The sequence below is a fragment of the bacterium genome (assembly GCA_024742285.1).
Taxonomy (GTDB): Bacteria; Myxococcota_A; UBA9160; order UBA9160; family UBA4427; genus UBA4427.
In genome coordinates, this window is the sequence record JANSYR010000017.1 from 94089 (window position 1) to 111506 (window position 17418).

The 17418-nt window shown below is 69.1% G+C and carries 13 protein-coding genes; 10 read left to right on the top strand and 3 right to left on the bottom strand.

The window, feature by feature from the left end:
- Positions 1-72 precede the first annotated feature (72 nt).
- Positions 73-2265 (top strand): bifunctional (p)ppGpp synthetase/guanosine-3',5'-bis(diphosphate) 3'-pyrophosphohydrolase, encoded by a 2193-nt coding sequence (locus tag NXI30_24640; GenBank protein ID MCR9097418.1) that lies wholly within the window; start codon positions 73-75, stop codon positions 2263-2265.
- 64 nt (positions 2266-2329) lie between these two features.
- Here the strand turns inward: NXI30_24640 and NXI30_24645 are convergent, their stop codons facing one another.
- The 3 genes from NXI30_24645 to purM all read right to left on the bottom strand — a co-directional run bounded on the left by NXI30_24645 (position 2330) and on the right by purM (position 6882).
- Positions 2330-4138 (bottom strand): ABC transporter ATP-binding protein/permease, encoded by a 1809-nt coding sequence (locus tag NXI30_24645; protein MCR9097419.1) that lies wholly within the window; start codon positions 4136-4138, stop codon positions 2330-2332.
- A 10-nt stretch (positions 4139-4148) separates the two neighbouring features.
- Entirely contained in the window at positions 4149-5603 is a 1455-nt protein-coding gene (locus NXI30_24650; protein ID MCR9097420.1) for an FAD-binding protein, read from the bottom strand.
- Between the two features lie 127 nt (positions 5604-5730).
- Positions 5731-6882, bottom strand: a complete 1152-nt coding sequence (purM, locus tag NXI30_24655) for a phosphoribosylformylglycinamidine cyclo-ligase (GenBank protein ID MCR9097421.1) — start codon at positions 6880-6882, stop codon at positions 5731-5733.
- Positions 6883-7032: 150 nt separating this feature from the next.
- Here purM and NXI30_24660 point away from each other — a divergent pair, with 150 nt between their 5' ends.
- The 9 genes from NXI30_24660 to NXI30_24700 all read left to right on the top strand — a co-directional run bounded on the left by NXI30_24660 (position 7033) and on the right by NXI30_24700 (position 17363).
- A complete protein-coding gene (locus NXI30_24660; protein ID MCR9097422.1) occupies positions 7033-7773 on the top strand; it encodes a TIGR04283 family arsenosugar biosynthesis glycosyltransferase in 741 nt (246 codons plus the stop codon).
- Entirely contained in the window at positions 7770-9590 is a 1821-nt protein-coding gene (locus NXI30_24665; protein ID MCR9097423.1) for an ABC transporter ATP-binding protein/permease, read from the top strand. Before NXI30_24660 ends, NXI30_24665 begins: the two co-directional genes overlap by 4 nt.
- Positions 9587-11539: an ABC transporter ATP-binding protein/permease gene (locus tag NXI30_24670; GenBank protein MCR9097424.1), complete on the top strand. Its 1953-nt coding sequence runs from the start codon at positions 9587-9589 to the stop codon at positions 11537-11539. The genes NXI30_24665 and NXI30_24670 overlap by 4 nt, the downstream gene beginning before the upstream one ends.
- 88 nt (positions 11540-11627) lie before the next feature.
- A complete protein-coding gene (locus NXI30_24675; GenBank protein MCR9097425.1) occupies positions 11628-13160 on the top strand; it encodes an aldehyde dehydrogenase family protein in 1533 nt (510 codons plus the stop codon).
- A 368-nt stretch (positions 13161-13528) separates the two neighbouring features.
- Positions 13529-14245, top strand: a complete 717-nt coding sequence (locus NXI30_24680) for a prepilin-type N-terminal cleavage/methylation domain-containing protein (protein MCR9097426.1) — start codon at positions 13529-13531, stop codon at positions 14243-14245.
- Positions 14242-14691, top strand: a complete 450-nt coding sequence (locus tag NXI30_24685) for a prepilin-type N-terminal cleavage/methylation domain-containing protein (protein MCR9097427.1) — start codon at positions 14242-14244, stop codon at positions 14689-14691. Before NXI30_24680 ends, NXI30_24685 begins: the two co-directional genes overlap by 4 nt.
- Positions 14688-15788, top strand: coding sequence for a prepilin-type N-terminal cleavage/methylation domain-containing protein (locus NXI30_24690; GenBank protein ID MCR9097428.1), 1101 nt, complete (start codon positions 14688-14690; stop codon positions 15786-15788). Before NXI30_24685 ends, NXI30_24690 begins: the two co-directional genes overlap by 4 nt.
- Positions 15788-16318 (top strand): pilus assembly PilX N-terminal domain-containing protein, encoded by a 531-nt coding sequence (locus tag NXI30_24695; GenBank protein MCR9097429.1) that lies wholly within the window; start codon positions 15788-15790, stop codon positions 16316-16318. Before NXI30_24690 ends, NXI30_24695 begins: the two co-directional genes overlap by 1 nt.
- Before the next feature lie 40 nt (positions 16319-16358).
- Entirely contained in the window at positions 16359-17363 is a 1005-nt protein-coding gene (locus tag NXI30_24700; protein ID MCR9097430.1) for a hypothetical protein, read from the top strand.
- Positions 17364-17418 lie beyond the last annotated feature (55 nt).

Consider the following 17418-nt stretch of genomic DNA (forward strand, 5'->3'; position numbering starts at 1 on the left):
CCGATTCTCCTCGCGAAACTGTCGGAGCGCCCAGGTCCCGGACCCGCGCTCCGTCGAGGCGAGCCCGCTCGCATGCTGCGCGTCAACGACATCGTCGACCAGATGCTCGAATACAATCCGGACACGGACGTCGAGCGGCTCCAGCGTGCCTACGTCTTCACGGCGAAGGTCCACCACGGGCAGGAGCGCCTCTCCGGCGAGCCCTACCTGATCCATCCCCTCGAAGTCGCCGGGATCCTCCTCGATCTCCGCGTCGACGAGGACACGGTGATCGCGGGCCTCCTCCACGACACGCTCGAGGACACGCTCACGACTCGCGAGGAGATCGAGCGTCTCTTCGGCGAGCGCGTGGCCTTCCTGGTGGAGGGGCTCACGAAGATCGCGCGGATCGAGTTCCGGAGTGCGCGCGAGAAGCAGGCGGAGAACTTCCGCAAGATGCTGATCGCGATGTCCGAGGACATCCGGATCCTGATGATCAAGCTCTCGGATCGACTGCACAACATGCGGACGATCCAGTACATGAAGGAGTCGAGCCGCCGGCGGATCGCCCAGGAGACGATGGACATCTACGTCCCGCTCGCCCACCGGCTCGGCGTGTACTGGATGAAGCAGGAGCTCGAGGACCACGCCTTCCGGTGCCTCGAGCCCGACGCCGCCGCAGAGCTCGAGGCTCAGCTGCACGTCTCCCGCGACGAGCGCGAGACCTACATCGAGAACGTGATCGGGGTGATCTCGGCGAAGCTCGCGGAGGTCGGGATCTCCGGCGAGGTCCTCGGGCGGGTCAAGGACATCTCTTCGATCTACGCCAAGATGAAGAGTCAGGACCTCGAGATCGAGCAGATCTACGACGCGATCGGGTTCCGCGTCGTCGTGGACCAGGAGGTCGAGGACTGTTATGCGGTGCTCGGCCAGATCCACGCGATGTGGCCTCCGGTTCCGAACCGCTTCAAGGACTACATCGCGCTGCCCAAGCCGAACGGCTACCGCTCGCTCCACACGACGGTGATCGGCGAGTTCGGCGAGCGGATGGAGGTCCAGATCCGGACCCGCGAGATGCACCGCGACGCGGAGCTCGGGATCGCCGCGCACTGGAAGTACAAGGAAGGCCGGCTCGGGCCGGAGAGCGACGATTCGAAGTTCGACTGGCTGCGCCAGCTGATCGAGTGGCAGAAGGAGCTCTCGGACCCGCACGAGTTCCTCGATGCGGTCAAGCTCGACCTCTTCCCGAACGAGGTCTTCGTCTTCACGCCGACCGGCGAGGTCATCAACCTGATGGCCGGCGCGACGCCGATCGACTTCGCCTACGCGATCCACAGCGAGGTCGGGTCCCAGTGCTCCGGTGCGAAGGTGAACGGACGGCTCATGCCGCTGCGGACGCGGCTGCGGGACGGCGACACGGTCGAGATCATCACGCGGGCGAACCAGGTCCCGCGCAAGGACTGGCTCGAGTTCGCCGTGTCGAGCAAGGCGCGCAACCACATCCGCCACTCGATCCGTCAGGCGGGCAAGGAGCGCGCCGTCAACCTCGGACGCGACATCCTGAGCCGCGAGCTCAAGAAGGCGGACCTCTCGCTCGGCGCGGTCCAGGAAGACGGCTCTCTCGATCGCTACGTCGAGCAGGAGTTCGGCGGCAAGTCGGTCGACGACCTCTTCGCTTCGATCAGCTACGGAAAGGTCGCCGCCAGCGCCCTCGTGCGGAAGCTCGCCGGCCAGGAGGCGCCCGAGCCGGTCGCGACCTCCGCCGCGAACGTCGTCCCGAAGCGCATCCGACGTCTCTTCCAGCGCGAGCGGCGCAAGTCGGACTCCGGCGTGCGCGTCTCCGGCACGTCCGACGTGATGGTCCGCTTCGCCGGCTGCTGCGAGCCGCTCCCGGGCGACGAGATCATCGGCTTCGTGACCCGCGGCCGGGGCGTGACCGTCCACACCCGCGGCTGCGTCAAGGTCTTCGCCCTCGATCCGGACCGTCGGATCGAAGTCGATTGGGACGAGGGATCGGAGGCCCGTCGGGCGATCGCGATCCGCGTCCTCTGCCGGGACGAGCCCGGGATCCTGGCGAAGATCACGAACACGATCTCCGCCGCGTCGATCAACATCGGATCCGCGCGGGTGTCCACCGCGGAGACCGACGGGTCCGGCGCGACGACGGGGGAGGGCGCGGAGCTCACCTTCGAGCTCTGGGTCCAGGACGTCGAGACCCTGGCCAAGCTCATGCGCGAGATCCGCAAGGTCAGGGGCGTCCGAAGCGTGGAGCGCGTTCGCGGCTAGGCTCGTCCGCTGCCTGCGGGCGCTCGGCGGGGAAGGCCTGCGGACTTCCCGCCGACCGCGCCGACTACGCCGCCTGCGCGCCGATCAGGTCGCGGTAGACGCCGGGCTGGCCGGCGAGCTCGTCGTGGGTGCCGGTCTGGACGATGCGGCCCCCGTCGAGGACGACGATCCGGTCGGCCCGACGGATCGTGGAGAGGCGGTGGGCGACGAGGAAGATCGTCCGCTCGCCGCGCAGGGACTCGATCGCCTCCTGGACGGCGGCCTCGGTCCGGGCGTCGAGGGCACTCGTCGCCTCGTCGAAGATCAGGATCGCCGGGTCCGCCAGGATCGCGCGGGCGATCGTGAGGCGCTGGCGCTGGCCGCCCGACAGGCGGAGGCCAAACTCGCCGACGGTCGTGTCGTAGCCGTCGGGGAGCGCCTGGACGAACTCGTCGGCGGAGGCCGCCCGTGCGGCCGCACGGATTTCCTCGTCGGTCGCGTCGCGTCGCCCGTAGCGGATGTTCTCGGCGACCGAGACGTCGAAGAGGAAGGGCTCCTGGGTCACGACGGCGACCTGGTCGAGGAAGGAGCGACGGGCGTAGTCGCGGAGGTCGACACCGTCGATCTCGATCGCGCCCCGGGTCGGGTCGTGGAAGCGGAGCGCGAGGTCCATCAACGTGGACTTGCCCGTCCCGGTCCGGCCGACGAAGGCGACGACTTCGCCGGGGGCGATCTCGAGGTCGATGCCCTGGAGGACGGGATCGCCGCCGTAGTCGAAGTGGACGTCGCGGAAGGTGATGCGGTGGGACAGGCCTTCCATCGCGCGTGCGCCGGGCGCATCCGGCGGCTCGTCCTCGAGGTCGAGCACCTCGAAGACCCGCCGCGCGCCCGCGCTGGCTTCCACGATCTTCGGGTAGTGCTGGATCAGCGTCTTGAGCGGCTTGTAGATGATCCCGAGGCAGGCGCCGAACTGGAAGAGCACGCCGAGCGAGAGCCGTTCGCCGAGGACGGCCCAGAGTCCGACGCCGAGCACGATGCAGGCGATCAGGGGATTGATGAACTCCCCGACGGCCCGGGACGCGACGCCGTTCCAGACGACCTTCATGTGGCGTCGGAAATACTTCCCGGTCTGCACGGTGTAGGCCGACTCCTCGACCTCCTGTCCCTGGAACGCCTTGATGACCTTGATGCCCGACAGGATCGCGAGGAGCCGCTGGGAGAGGTCGCCCTGGGTCTCCTGGCGTCGCTGGGCCTGGGTCTCGACCCGCTTGCCGAAATACGAGAGCACGACGAGCAGGATCGGCATGCCGAGGAGGGTCAGGAGGGTCAGCGGCCAGCTCGTCACGACGAGCGCGACGAAGCCCATCAGGACGATCTGCGAGTTGAGGATGACCTCGTTGAAGACCAGCAGGACGGCCTGGCAGGCGAGCTGGGCATCGGTCAGCGCGCGCGCCAGGAAGTCGCCGCTCGTCCCGCTGCGGTGGGCCCGGAGCGGCGCCGCCAGGAGTCGGCGGGCGATGTCCTGGTCGAGGTCGCGGCGGACGCTCGCGACGACCCAGTGGGCCGAGTACGAGCGGAAGAAGACGGCGAAGGGCTGGATCACGTAGGTGACCGCGTAGACGAGGGCGAGGGAGAGGGCGAGGGAGCCGACCTCACCGGCCTCGGAGCGTCCGCTCGAGAAGGGGACGACGACCTCGTCGAGGGCCGGCTGGATCAGCCAGGCGCGGCCGTAGCGCACGCCCGCCACGATCAGGCCGAGGACGAAGAGGGCGGTGATCACGAGTCGGTAGCCCCGCGCGCGCCGGAGCAGGCGCCAGAGCAGGGCGCGCGCGGACGTTGGTTTCGCCTCCGTCTGCGCGGGGCCGGCGTTCGTCGGTTCGGCCGACGCGGTCATCGGGCCCGCTTCACCCGAGCTCGGCCGCGATCGCGTCGCCGCCCCGCCAGCCCAGGAGGAGGTCGCCCTCGAGACCGAGTCCGCCCGCGGCCGCCCGGTCGAGGCCGTAGACCGTCGGGCGCGTCGACCGACGGAGATCGATGTCGGAAGGCCACCCCTGGTCCGGGGCGGCCGTCTCGAGCCAGCCGTCGTCGCTGTCCCAGGTCGGTCGGTCGTAGTCGACCCAATCGAGATCGTCGCCACAGAAGGGCATCAGCGCGAGGAGTCGTTCCGCCACGTCGGCTCGAAGCGTCGCGAGGCGCTCGTGGAGGGTGTCCGGGGTCGCGTCCGGGAGGACGGCTCGCGCGACGAGGTCGACCCGCGACGGGTGGGTCTGGCAGGGAAACGCGGTGACCGCCGCCGTGGGCGAACGGGTCCCGTCCGGGCCTTCGGTCCCGGGCAGGATCACGCGGGCGCCCATGCCCTCGGGCAGGATCCGGGTCGGCACGCGGAAGAGGAACGCCCCGCGGTAGGCGCGTGGGCCGGGGCGGTCGAGCACGCTCGGTGCGGGCCGGAGCGGATCGTCGCCGTAGGTGTCGCGCACGGCCGTCGACGCGGCCCCGAGGACGAGGCAGCGACCCAGCCAGATCTCGCCCGTCCGGGCGATCCGGATTCCGGGCTGGCCGGCGACCTGGACGAGCTCGAAGTCCCCGGACACGATCCGCATGTCACCGTAGAGCGCGGTCACGCGTTTGCGGAAGAGGTCGACGAGCCACGGCGGGTCGTCGGCGAAGCCCGCGCCGCCGGCGAGACCGAGTCCGAGGAGCCGCGCCTGGGCCTCGGGCGCGATCCCGTCACCCGCGGTATTCGAGAGGGCGCGGACCTGCGCCGCGATCACCTGGGCGAGGGCCCCCTCCGCGGCGGAGACCTCGCCGGGCAGTCCTCGTCGAGCCGCACCGGCTTCGGCCGCCTGGGGTACGCCGCCGGGCGGGATCGTGATGGCGCCACTCGCGCGCCGGCCGATCCGGACGAAGTGTGCTTCGTAGAGGAGGGTCCGCTCCGCCTCGGCGGCTTCGACGAGTCGCCGGATCAGCTGCTGGGCCTCGTCGGGCTTGGCGAGTCCCCACGCGACGAGCTCGTCGGCGGTCGCGAGGGGCTGGCCGATGTCGACCCGGATCGGGTCGGCGAGCACCTGATAGGCCAGGCGTTCGTTCGCGATCCGTCGGCGGTCGATCAGCGGGACGGTCAGCGCACGGAGCGTCGCGTCGAGGAGCCCCTGGTCGCGCAGCCCGCCCAGGAAGAAGGGCTCCTTCAGCGCCGCGGGCAGCGTCGCGCGGGCTTCCTCTTCGACGACGAGCACCCGCTGCCCCGCCGCGCTGATCCGGGCCGCCGCCACGAGCGCGGACAGGCCGCTGCCGAGGACGAGCGCATCCCATCGGCGCGCTCGCGGTGCCTCGCTCGGATCGAGTGTCGGAATCTCGACCATCTCTCTCTCGCTGGGGCGCCGGGTGCCGCCGGGGCGCCCGGGGTTTGGGTCTCAGGGGCTCTGGGGGTTCGGGGGGATCGGGGAGTTCGGCGGTGTCGGCTCGTCGACGAGTCGTACCCGCGGGCGACTACGACGGGTCGATGCCCGGTTCGATGCCCAGGAAGCCGGGGTCGAAGAGGATCGGCGGCTCGTCGTCGGCCTTCCGTTCGATCGTGCCGATCCGATGGCCGCGCTCGCCGAGCCCGCGCAGACGGTCGAGTACGTCCTCGGCCTGCTCCGCAGGGACCGCGACGATCATCCCGATTCCGCAGTTGAAGACGCGCAGCAGCTCGGTCTCCGGGAGCGCTCCCTCCCGGGCGATCCAGTCGTAGACCTCGGGACGGGGCCAGGCCTTCGTGTCGATCCGGGCGCGCACGCCGGCGGGCAGCACCCGCGGAATGTTGCCCTCGAAGCCGCCGCCGGTGACGTGGACCATGCCGTGAACGTCGAAGTCACGAATCAGGTTGAGCAGCGGCTTCACGTAGATCTTCGTGGGCGCGAGCAGCGCGCTCGCGAGACTCGTCCGCATCCCTTCGGGCTCCGAAAAGAGGTCGAACTTGCCCGCCTCGAGTCCCGCGTCGAGGACCGCGCGGACGAGGGAGTATCCGTTGCTGTGGAAGCCGCTCGAGGCCAGGCCGATCAGGACGTCCCCGTCGGAGATCGTCGAGCCGTCGATCACCGCTTCGCGCTCGACGACGCCCACCGAGAAGCCCACGATCTCGAGCTCGCCCTTCGGATAGACCCCGGGCATGGTCGCCGTCTCTCCGCCGAGGAGCGCGCAGCCTGCGCGCTTGCACCCTTCCACGACGCCGCGGAGGGCATCGGAAGCCGTGGTCTTCTCGAGGTCCCCCATCGCAATATAGTCGAGGAAGATGAGGGGCTCGGCCCCCTGCACGACCAGGTCGTTCACGACCATGGCGACGCAGTCGATCCCGATCGTGTCGTAGCGACCGATCTGCGCGGCGAGCTTCAGCTTCGTTCCGACGCCGTCCGTCGCCGCGACGAAGATCGGGCTCTGGTACCGCTCGGGGGCCTTGAACATCCCGGCGAAGCCGCCGATCGAGCTCAGCACCTCGGGTCGGAACGTGCCCTTGGCGATCGCCTTGACGTCGTCGATGAACGCCTCGTCGTGGTCGAGATCGACGCCGGCAGCCGCATAGGCGGGTGCAGAAGTCTCGCTGAACGTCTGTCCGCGGGTGTTGCCCGAGGGCGTCTTCGGGTCGTCGGGGGTACGGCTCACGGCGCAGTGATAGAGCAAAGCCCCCCGGCCCGTCAAACGTGGTCCCCGGGGTCACGAAGGGGCGTGCCCTCGAGGGCTCGGTACGGCGCTGGAACGCGCTGTTCCGGGTGTGCCGGAGACGGGTCGCTGCTTCCGGGCTAGGCTGACCCGGTGTCGATTTCGGTGGTGATCCCGACCCTCGATGAAGCCACGCAGATCGTCGGGGCGGTGGAGAGTGCCCTCGACCGACGTTCTGCCGCGGACGGAGCGGACGGCGTGATCGGAGTCGACGTGCTCGTGGTCGACGGGGGCAGTCGCGATGCGACCTGTCAGCTCGCCCGCGAGGCCGGAGCTCGGGTCCTCGAGCTCGCGGAAGCGTGCCCGGATGCGAAGGGCGCTCGTCCGCCGGGGAGGGGACGCGCCCACCAGCTCCGGCTGGGGAGTGAAAGAACAGAAGGAGAGACGCTGCTCTTCCTGCATGCGGACACCCGGCTTCCGACGGGCTGGCCGCGGGCGGTGGCGGCGGCGATGGCCGAGCCGGGCTGCGCGGGAGGAGCGTTCACGTTCCGCTTCGCGGAGCGCGGCGGCTGGGAACGCTGGATCGAGTGGTGGGTCGGCCGCCGCGTGTCGGTCTTCGGCCTTCCTTATGGTGATCAGGCGCTCTTCGTGCGCCGGAGCGTGTTGGAGCAGATGGGCGGAATCGCGATCGTGCCGATCATGGAGGACCTGGACCTCGTGCGTGGAATCAAGCGCGCGGGGCGGCTCGCCGTGCTCGCCGAGCCCGCGACGACGTCCTCCCGGCGCTATCGGAGCCGCGGCCCGCTCAGGACGGTCTTCTGGCACGCGGTCGCGCTCGGCGGCTTCTTCCTCGGTGTGGACCGCGCGAAGCTCGCAGCGAGGATGGGGCGATGAGCGCGCTGGGCACGACGATCGCACCGCCCGCCGAAGGCGAATCCCCGGTCCGCCACGCGCTCCGGCGGCTCTCCTTCTACCTGCGGCGAAACTGGCGCTACTACCTGGGCTGGTTCGTCGCCGTGGTCGCCTACGTCGCGATCTTCGTCTCGATTCCGCGCCTCGTCGGCGTCGCGATCGACGGCCTGATCGACCCCGAAGTTCCGGCCGAGGTCGTGATCGAGCAGTGCTACGTCCTCCTCGGTCTGGCCCTCGTCGGTGGCCTGCTGCGCTTCTTCACCCGGCAGCTCGTCTTCGATGCCGCGCGCGAGGTCGAGTACGAGATTCGCAACGATCTCTTCGACCACCTCCAGAAACAGCCGCAGTCCTTCTACTTCCGATGGCGGACCGGCGACCTCATGAGCCGCTGCGTCAACGACCTCAACTCGGTCCGTCTGCTGCTGGGGCCGGGGCTCCTGTCGGTGGCCCAGAGCCCGATCCTCTTCTTCGGCGCGTTCGTCGCGATGTCGACCTACAGCACGACGCTCGCGACGGTCATGATCCTGCCCTATCCGCTCTTCATCGTCGTGTCCCGGGTGATCGGGTCGCGCCTCTTCCACCGAAGCCTCGCCGCCCAGGAATCCCTCGCTTCGATGTCGAATCTGGTCCAGGAGAACATCGCCGGGATCGGCGTCGTGAAGGCCTACGCGATGGAAGAGGATCAGGCGGCGCGCTTCGAAGAGGCGAACCACCACCTCCGTGCCCGGCAGCTCGCCCTCGTGCGGGCGAGCTCGGCGATGCCGGCGGTGACGGGGCTCCTGCCTGCGGCCGGTCTCGGCATGGTCCTCTATCTCGGGCTCGACATGATCGCCGCGGGGACGCTCAAGCCGGGTGCGCTCTTCGCATTCACGATCTACGCGCGGGTGCTGACCTTTCCGACGATGATGCTCGGCTACTCGGTGAGTCTGCTCCAGCGCGGTTCGTCGGCGATGCAGCGGATCGACGAGATCCTCTCGATCGAGCCCGCGATCGCGGACCATTCCGATGCCGTCGACCCCGGTGAGCTCGCCGGCGAGGTCGAGCTGCGAGGCCTGTCCTTCGGCTACGGCGAGGACGCGCGGGAGAACGCGCTCGAGAACGTGTCGCTCAAGGTGCCCGCCGGGAGCTCCCTCGGCGTCGTCGGCCCGGTCGGCTCCGGCAAGTCGACCCTGGCCGCGATGATCCCGCGGATCTACGAAGTGGACGACGGCCAGGTCTTCATCGACGGGATCGACGTCAACCAGATCTCGCTGTCTCGTCTTCGCAGCTCGATCGCGATGGTCCCGCAGGACTCGTTCCTCTTCTCCCTCCCGATCCACGCGAACATCGCCTACGGGCTCTCGGCGGACTACCGCCGCGAGGACGTCGAGCGCGCGGCCGCCCGGGCCCAGCTCGCGGACGACATCGAGGACCTGCCCCAGGGCTACGACACCCTGGTCGGCGAGCGGGGCGTCATGCTCTCCGGCGGCCAGCGCCAGCGAACGGCCCTGGCTCGCGCGCTCGCCCTCGATCCGCGCATCCTGATCCTCGACGACACGCTGTCGGCGGTCGACGCCGAGACCGAGCGTCGGATCCAGGGGGAGCTGGGCCGCGTCTTCGCCGGGCGAACGGTGGTCGTCGTCGCGAGTCGCGTCAACTCGGTCCGCGAGCTCGACCAGATCGTCGTCCTCGACGGTGGGCGGATCGTCGAGCGCGGCAACCACGCGGAGCTCCTCGCGAAGGGCGGTCTCTACGCGCGTCTCGCGGAGGAGCAGGCCGAAGAGGAACGGCGCCAGGCGGCGGGAGGGGCGGGGGCATGAGCGCAGCCGATCCCCAGAGCGAAGCGTTCTCCGAGGACGAGCTCGGCAAGGCCTACGACACGCGGATCCTCATGCGCCTGTGGCCCTACGTGCGCCCCTATTGGCGGCAGGTGGCCGGCACGCTCCTGCTCTTCGTGCCGCTCTTCGCCCTCGAGCTGGCACCGGCCTGGATCGTGAAGTCCGGCATCGACCACGTGGTCGAGGTCTACGATCTGATGCCCCTCGAAGGCGACCGGAGCGAGGCGCCGGGCAACGTGATGTCGAGCTTCGGCGACTCGGTGGACGGCGTCGTGGGCAGCGTCCTCGAAGCGCCCGAGGGCTGGTCGGTCGCGGGATGGCTCGCCTTCGTCTATGTGCTCACGACCCTGATCCTCGGCGCCCTTCAATACGTCTATCAGGTCTTGATGGCGTCGACGGGGCAGTACGCGATGGCGGAGCTGCGCCAGCACGTCTTCGAGCACATCCAGAAGCTCCAGATGAGCTACTTCGACGTGATTCCGGTCGGCCGGCTCGTCACTCGCGCGACCAACGACGTCGAGAACGTGGCGGAGATGTTCGCCCAGGGCCTCGTCGCGTTGATCACCGACGTGATCAAGATGTTCGGCTATGCGGCCGTGCTCTTCCTGCTCCAGCCGAAGCTCGCGCTCTGGTCCTTCGCGATCGTACCGGTGCTCGCCATCGCCGCCTTCTTCTTCCGGCTGAAGGTCCGCGAGGCCTTCCGTGAGGTCCGCGTCCGGATCGCTCGGATCAACACCTACATCCAGGAGAGCGTGACCGGGATGAAGGTCGTCCAGCTCTTCAGCCGGGAAACGCGGAACCTCGAAGAGTTCGACGCGATGAACGCGGACCACCGCAACGCGTGGAACAAGTCGATCCGCTACGACTCGCTCCTCTTCGCCACGGTCGAGGTCGCGGGCAACGTGACGATCGCGGTCATCATCTGGGCCGGAACCGGGATCGCCGAGATCGGCATCATGTACGTCTTCATCGACTACATGCAGCGCTTCTTCATGCCGCTCCGGGACCTCTCCGCCAAGTACTCGGTCATGCAGTCGGCGATGGCCGGGGCGGAGCGCATCTTCCAGGTCCTGGATACCGAGCCGCAGGTGGCCGACCTCGTGGAGCGCGCGCCCGAAGGCGATCCGGCGAAGCGCGGCCTCGTCGAGTTCGACCACGTGTGGTTCAGCTACCAGGACACCGCGGGCGTGCCCGACGACGAGGTCGACTGGATCCTCCAGGACGTGAGCTTCACCGTCGACGTCGGCCAGAAGGTCGCCTTCGTGGGGGCGACCGGCGCCGGCAAGACGACGATCATCAAGCTCCTGACCCGCCTCTACGACGTCGACCGCGGGACGATCCGCGTCGACGGGATCGACGTGCGGGAGCTTCCCCAGCAGGATCTCCGCCGCCGCGTCGCGACCGTCCTCCAGGACGTCTTCCTCTTCAGCGGCAGCGTCGCGAGGAACATCGCCCTCGGCCGCGGTGACCTCGACCAGACCACCGTCCTGCGCGCCGCCCGGGCCGTCGAGGCCGATCCCTTCATCCAACGGCTGCCCGAGGGCTACGAGACCGAGGTCTTCGAGCGGGGGGCGAACTTCTCGACCGGACAGCGCCAGATCCTGTCCTTCGCCCGGGCCCTCGCCCACGATGCCCACGTCCTGGTGCTCGACGAGGCGACCAGCGCGATCGACACGGAGACCGAGGCCGCGATCCAGCGCGGCATCCACGTCCTGATGGAGGGCAAGACCGCGATCGCGATCGCCCACCGCCTGTCCACCATCCGGGACGTCGACACGATCCACGTGCTCAAGGACGGCCGCCTGGTCGAGTCGGGCTCCCACGACGTCCTGCTCGCCCAGCGCGGTCACTACGCGCGGCTCCACCAGCTCCAGTCCGAGAACCAGGGGGGCGCGGAGGGCGCCGCGGAGGCGAGCGTCCAGCCCGCCTGAGCGCCGCCCGCCTCCGGTTCCATTCGATAGACTGCGGGCGCTGACCCCATGCGCCCCACCCGCGCACGGTTCAAAGGAGTCTCCCGTCATGGCCCTCTTCGCCGAGATCCCCTCCGAAGGCGACGCCCGTCGCTACGACATCAAGAGCCCCGTCACCCTCGAGTCGATCGGGCAGTTCCAGTCGGCCACCGCCGACGAGGTGAAGGCGGCGGTCGACCGCGCGCGCAAGGCCCAACGCGAGTGGGCGACGCGCTCCTTCGACGACCGTGCGCAGGTCCTCTGGGCGATCGTGGACGGTCTCGTCGAACGCCAGGACGAGATCGTCGATCTCGTCATCAAGGAGACGGGCAAGGCGCTCAACGAGGCGATCAGCATGGAGGTCCTCGCGCCCTGCATGCAGATCTCCCACTACGCGAAGTACGGCAAGAAGTACCTCGCGACGAAGACGAAGCGGCCGTCGGGCGTCATGCGCTTCGCCAAGAAGGTCACGCTCCACTACCAGCCCCTCGGCGTCGTCGGGCTCATCACGCCCTGGAACGGTCCCGTGGCCCTCGCCGCGAACCCGCTCGCCCAGGCGCTGATGGCCGGGAACGCGGTCGTCCACAAGCCGAGCGAGGTCACTCCGTTCTCGGCGGTGCTCCTCCAGGAGATCTGCGAGAAGGCGGGGCTGCCCAAGGATCTCTACCAGGTCGTCCAGGGCGACGGCGCGACCGGGGCGGCGCTGATCGACGCGGGCGTCGACAAGGTGTCCTTCACGGGGAGCGTCGCGACCGGGCGAAAGGTCGGCGAGGCCTGCGGACGGAACCTGATCCCGTGCACCCTCGAGCTCGGGGGCAAGGACGCGATGATCGTCTGCGCGGACGCGGATCTCGATCGCGCGGCGGACGGGGCCGTGCGCGGCTCCTTCTTCAACACGGGGCACTACTGCTGCGGGACGGAGCGCGTCTACGTGCCGGAATCGATCTACGAGCCCTTCGTCGACAAGGTCGTGGAGATGACGAAGCCCCTGACCCAGGCGTCGAGCGGGGCTTCGGACGTCGGCGCCGTCTTCTGGGACAAGCAGATGGACATCATCGAGGACCACATGCGCGACGCCAGGGAGAAGGGCGCGCAGGTGCGCGTCGGCGGCGAACGCAACCGGAGCCTCTCCGGCTACTACTTCCCGCCGACCGTCGTGACCGACGTCGATCACACGATGGACCTGATGCGCCGGGAGACCTTCGGGCCGATCGTGGCGATCCAGAAGGTCCGGGACGAGGACGAAGCGCTCGAGCTCGCCAACGACTCCGACTACGGACTCTCCGGCAACGTGTGGACCCGGGACCTGGAAAAGGGCGCACGGCTCGGCGCGCGCATGGTGACCGGCAGCGTGTCGGTGAACGACATCGCCGTGACCTACGGCGTCCCGGAGACGCCGTTCGGCGGCGTCAAGGAGAGCGGCGTCGGCCAGGTGAACGGCGAGGTGGGCATTCGCGGCTACTGCCACGTCCACCCCGTCATCGTGGACACCACGAAGAAGGCCCAGGGCGGCTACCCGTACACCGAAGAGAGCGCCGAGGGACTGCGCAAGATGGTGCGGACCGTCTTCGGCAACAAGTTCCTGCGGAAGCTCTTCGTCTAGGCCGTCGCCTGCGGGCGCTCGGCGATTTTCGGGCTTCTGCGGGGCCGTCGCCTGCGGGCGCTCGGCGCGTTCTTGTGCTTCTGCCGGGCCATCGCTTGCGGGCGCTCTGCGGGGCCGGGACTTCTCGTCCGGGGCGCTTGGCGGACACGCTGCTTGCTGTCGGCGGGGTAGGGGGTTCGCCCCAGGCGCGCTGAGGGCCGCGAGGGCGGAAATGCACGTGCGGTGCGCGCGCGTGGGGTGCGCCAGGTCGCACCGAGTGGGCCGAAACACTCAATCATTTCGCTGGATTGCCGAAACACACTCCGAGGACGTGTCGGTTTCCTCCGGTTCGCGCTGCGCGATGCCGAGGGGCCGACCGGAGGAGCGTGATGGACCGGCAGGCGACGAAAGAGCTGCGAGCGGACGCGGACCTCTGGGCCCGGCGGACGTCGGGGTTCACCCTGGTCGAGGTCGCGATCGTCCTGGCGATCATCGGCATCGTGACCGCGGTCTCCATGCCGAACGTGGACCGCTACTTCGAGGCGGTGAACGGCCGCGCGGCCGCGCGGTCCGTCGCCAACGCCTTTCAGCACGCCCGCGCCCAGGCCATCCGGACCGGCGCCAACCACGTCGTGTTCTTCTCGATCGGGGGGGCTGGTGACACGGCGGGCAACAACCTCGAGCGTCCCGACGGCGGGCTCGTCCCGATCCTCGTGCTCAACGACGGACGGCCCGGCTCCGCGGACCAGAACTGCGAGATCGACGCCGGCGAAGAGACGGTGACCTTCAACGCGCAGGATGGCGTCGGCTGGGGCTTCAACGGTCCGCCGGCGGCGAGCACACCGCCGGACGAAGAGCTCGCGAACATTCCCGCCGCCGGTTCGAGTCTCCGACTCCCCACCGGCGCGGTCACCACCTGGGTCCAGTTCCGACCGGACGGCGTCCCCGTGGCGATCGATGCGGCCTGCAACGCCGGCCAGCTCGGTTCGGGTGGTGGCACGATCTATCTCTGGACGTCGAACCGGGACTTCGCGATCACGCTGTCGCCGCTCGGCGGCGTGCGCGTGCATACCTGGAACGCGAACAACGGAGCGTGGACGTCGTGAGTCTCGATCGGCCGGAACGAATTCGAAGCACGCGATCCCAGCGCGGCTTGACCCTGGTCGAGATGATGATCGCCATGATCATCCTCTCGATCGGGCTCCTCGGCGTCGCCGGCTTGCAGGTCCGCGCGATCACCGAGGGTTCGGGCGGGCGCCATCTCTCCGAAGCGAGCGCGATGGCGCGCAATCGTGTGGAAGAGCTCGGCCGTCTCGCGTGGGACGACACCGACCTCGACGATTCGGCGGGCGCCTGGGTCACCGACCCGACCCCGATCACGGGTCTCGATGGCGTCGCCTACACGCTCGCGGACCGGATCGACTGGGACGATGCGGATCCGGCGGAGGTGCAGCTCAAGTCGATCGAGGTCCGGGTGACCTGGGACGACGAGAAGCGCCAGAACCGACAGGTGCTGCTCACCAGCGCTCGCCTCCGGGAGGTCGACGAATGAGCCGCGTCCAGCTTCACGAGATCGAACACCGGCGCGGGGCCGGCTTCACGCTCATCGAGCTGATGCTGGTCGTGACCATGCTGTCGGTCGTGATGTATCTGACGCTGGACAGTCTGCGCAGCCAGAAGACGACCTCGATCGTCACGGAGCAGATCGTCGAGGTCCAGAACAACGTGCGCGCGGTCTCGTCGCTCCTCGAGCGCGAGATCCGCATGGCGGGCTTCATGGTCCCGGCGGCGGTCTCGGTCTGCGGCGTCGATCGGACCGACGCGCCGGACGAACTCTTCCTGTCCGAGGTCGAAATGATCGTTCCGGACGATGAGCGAGCCGGCACGCTCGGTGCGCGACTCTCGGCCTTGAATTCCTGGGCTGCTGGTACCGTGCCGCCACCCGCCAGCCCGCTCCTTCCGATCGGTGGAGGAACGGAGGTCACGCTCGCCCTCGATGCTACGACCACCGACCTCGACGACGACGGGAGCTACTTCTACGACAACGACGACAGCGGTACGCCTGAATCGGACTTTCGCGATGACGGCGGGTTCATTCTCGCTGACATGGCGAATCCCGGTCGAGGAACGGTGTGCGGCACGGTGAAAGAATCCTCCTCGACCTCGATCACGCTTCGCGTGAGAGCTGGGCAGCTGACGGCTCACTCTGCGACTTCAGACGCACCGGAGGAGGTCGTGATCGTGCCCGCCGCGCACTACTGGGTCTCGGACGTGGCTACTGGACGACTCCAGCGAAACAGTGACCTGCTGGTCAAGGACGTAGACGACTTCCAGATCTCGTACTTCTTCGACGACGACGGGGACGGCGTGATCGACAACGCGTCGGCGCCACCGCCCGCGCCGCCGGACGAGGAGCGGGGCGACCTCGCCACGCGCTTGTACGACCCGGCCGATCAGGACAACTCTTCGCTCGCCGAAGTCCGTTTCTCGATTGTGCTTCGTGCGGCGTCGAATGATCCGGACTACGACGACGGGGAGTTCATTGAGTTCGAGAACCGCGCCGACGTGCTGGGCAACGACAACTTCCGTCGCCGCGTGCTGATCGGTGCTGTTCGACCGCGCAACGTCGTGAACGATGGGAGCATCTGATGAGTGATCGCCGAACGCGAACGAATTGCCGACGAGAGGAAGGCATCGCCCTGATGCTGTCGGTCCTGCTGCTGGTCGCGGTCTCGGCGCTGGCGCTGTCGACGATGCAGACGGCGGCGAGCGACGGCACGGTCGCGGGCTTCCAGAATCAGGAACAGATCGCGTTCTATGCCGCCGAGGCCGGGATCGCCGATGCCCGGGCCGTCATCCGGAACATGGGCGAGCGTTCCGAGGTCCCGGACTACCCCGCCGACTTCCCGGACGAAGACAACCCGGAAGAGCTCTCGAATCCGAGCGAGTTCGAGACCGGCGACCAGCCGATCTACTACGCGGACCCGAATCCGCCGACCGCAGCGCCGATCATGTATGTCGGCGAGGGCGCGCCTTGCACCGAGGGCTGCAACATGACCCTCGGCGGTCTCAAGTTCAATCACACGAAGTGGCAGGTGAACGTCGTCGGGGAGTCGCCTTCCGGCGACCAGAAACGGCTCGAGGTCGTGGCCACGCGGCTTCTGGCCGTCGGCTACTAGCCCGAGCGGAGTCGCTTCGAATCCTCTGGGAGGGGACAGGATGACCGGGTCGATCCTTCGCCGCGCGTCTGCGCGTATGCTCGTCGCGGGACTCGTCGTGACGTCCTCGACATTCCTCTTCGCCTGCGGCGAGGGCGGGAGCGGCGGCGAGCCCGAGCGTGTCGCGACGATGGTCGGGCAGGCGCCGGCCGCGCAGGAGCGCCGATCCGGCGGGAGTGCGCCGGAGATCGACGACCTGTCCTGGTCCCCGCGTGCGCCGATGCCGGGCCGCACGATCGAGGCGGAGGCCTCCGTCTCCGACGCCGACGGCGACCGCACGACGGTCACCTACCGGTGGCTCGCCGCCGATGGCCGCGAGATCGGAGAAGGACGCCGCTTCCGGACCACCGGTCTCGAGTCGGGCGACACGATCGAGCTCGTCGCGGTCGCGACCGACGGCGAGAACGAGAGCGAGCCCTGGTCCGTGGAGATCGAGCTGGGTGAGCAGGCCGCCGCGATCGACCTCGTCGCGATCGACGCCCCCGACGAGGCGCGTCCTGGAGCGATCCTCGAGGCCGTGGTCGAGACGACCGACGAATCCCAGCCCTTCGACATCCTCTACACGTGGCGCGTGGGCAACGAGGTCGTCGGCGAAGACGACGAGCTCGACACGTCGGACATCGCGCCCGGCCTGCCGATCGTCCTCTCCGCGCGCCTCGAGTTCGACGACCGCGTGACGCGGCCCGTTCATTCGAGGCCGTTCACGCTCTCCGGCGGGGGCTCGCCCCGGATCGCGAGCGAGCCGCCGTCGTCGCTCGAGGGCGGCCTCTTCCGCTATCAGCTTCGCGTGGCCGACGCCGCCGCCGACGTCCGGTACGTCCTCGCCGAGGGGCCGGACGGCATGACCGTCGATGCGCAGAGCGGCGTCGTCGTCTGGCGCCCCGGTCGTGACCAGCGCGGCCGCTTCGACATCGAGGTCCAAGCGCTCGATCGCTGGGGGAGCGGGGCCGCCCAGACCTTCTCGATCACGGTCGACGACCCGGCGCCGCCCGCCAGCGCCCGCTGAGTCCGGCGCGTCTCAGCGGACTCTCTTCTGCGCGATCGGCGCGGGCCCGCGGCTC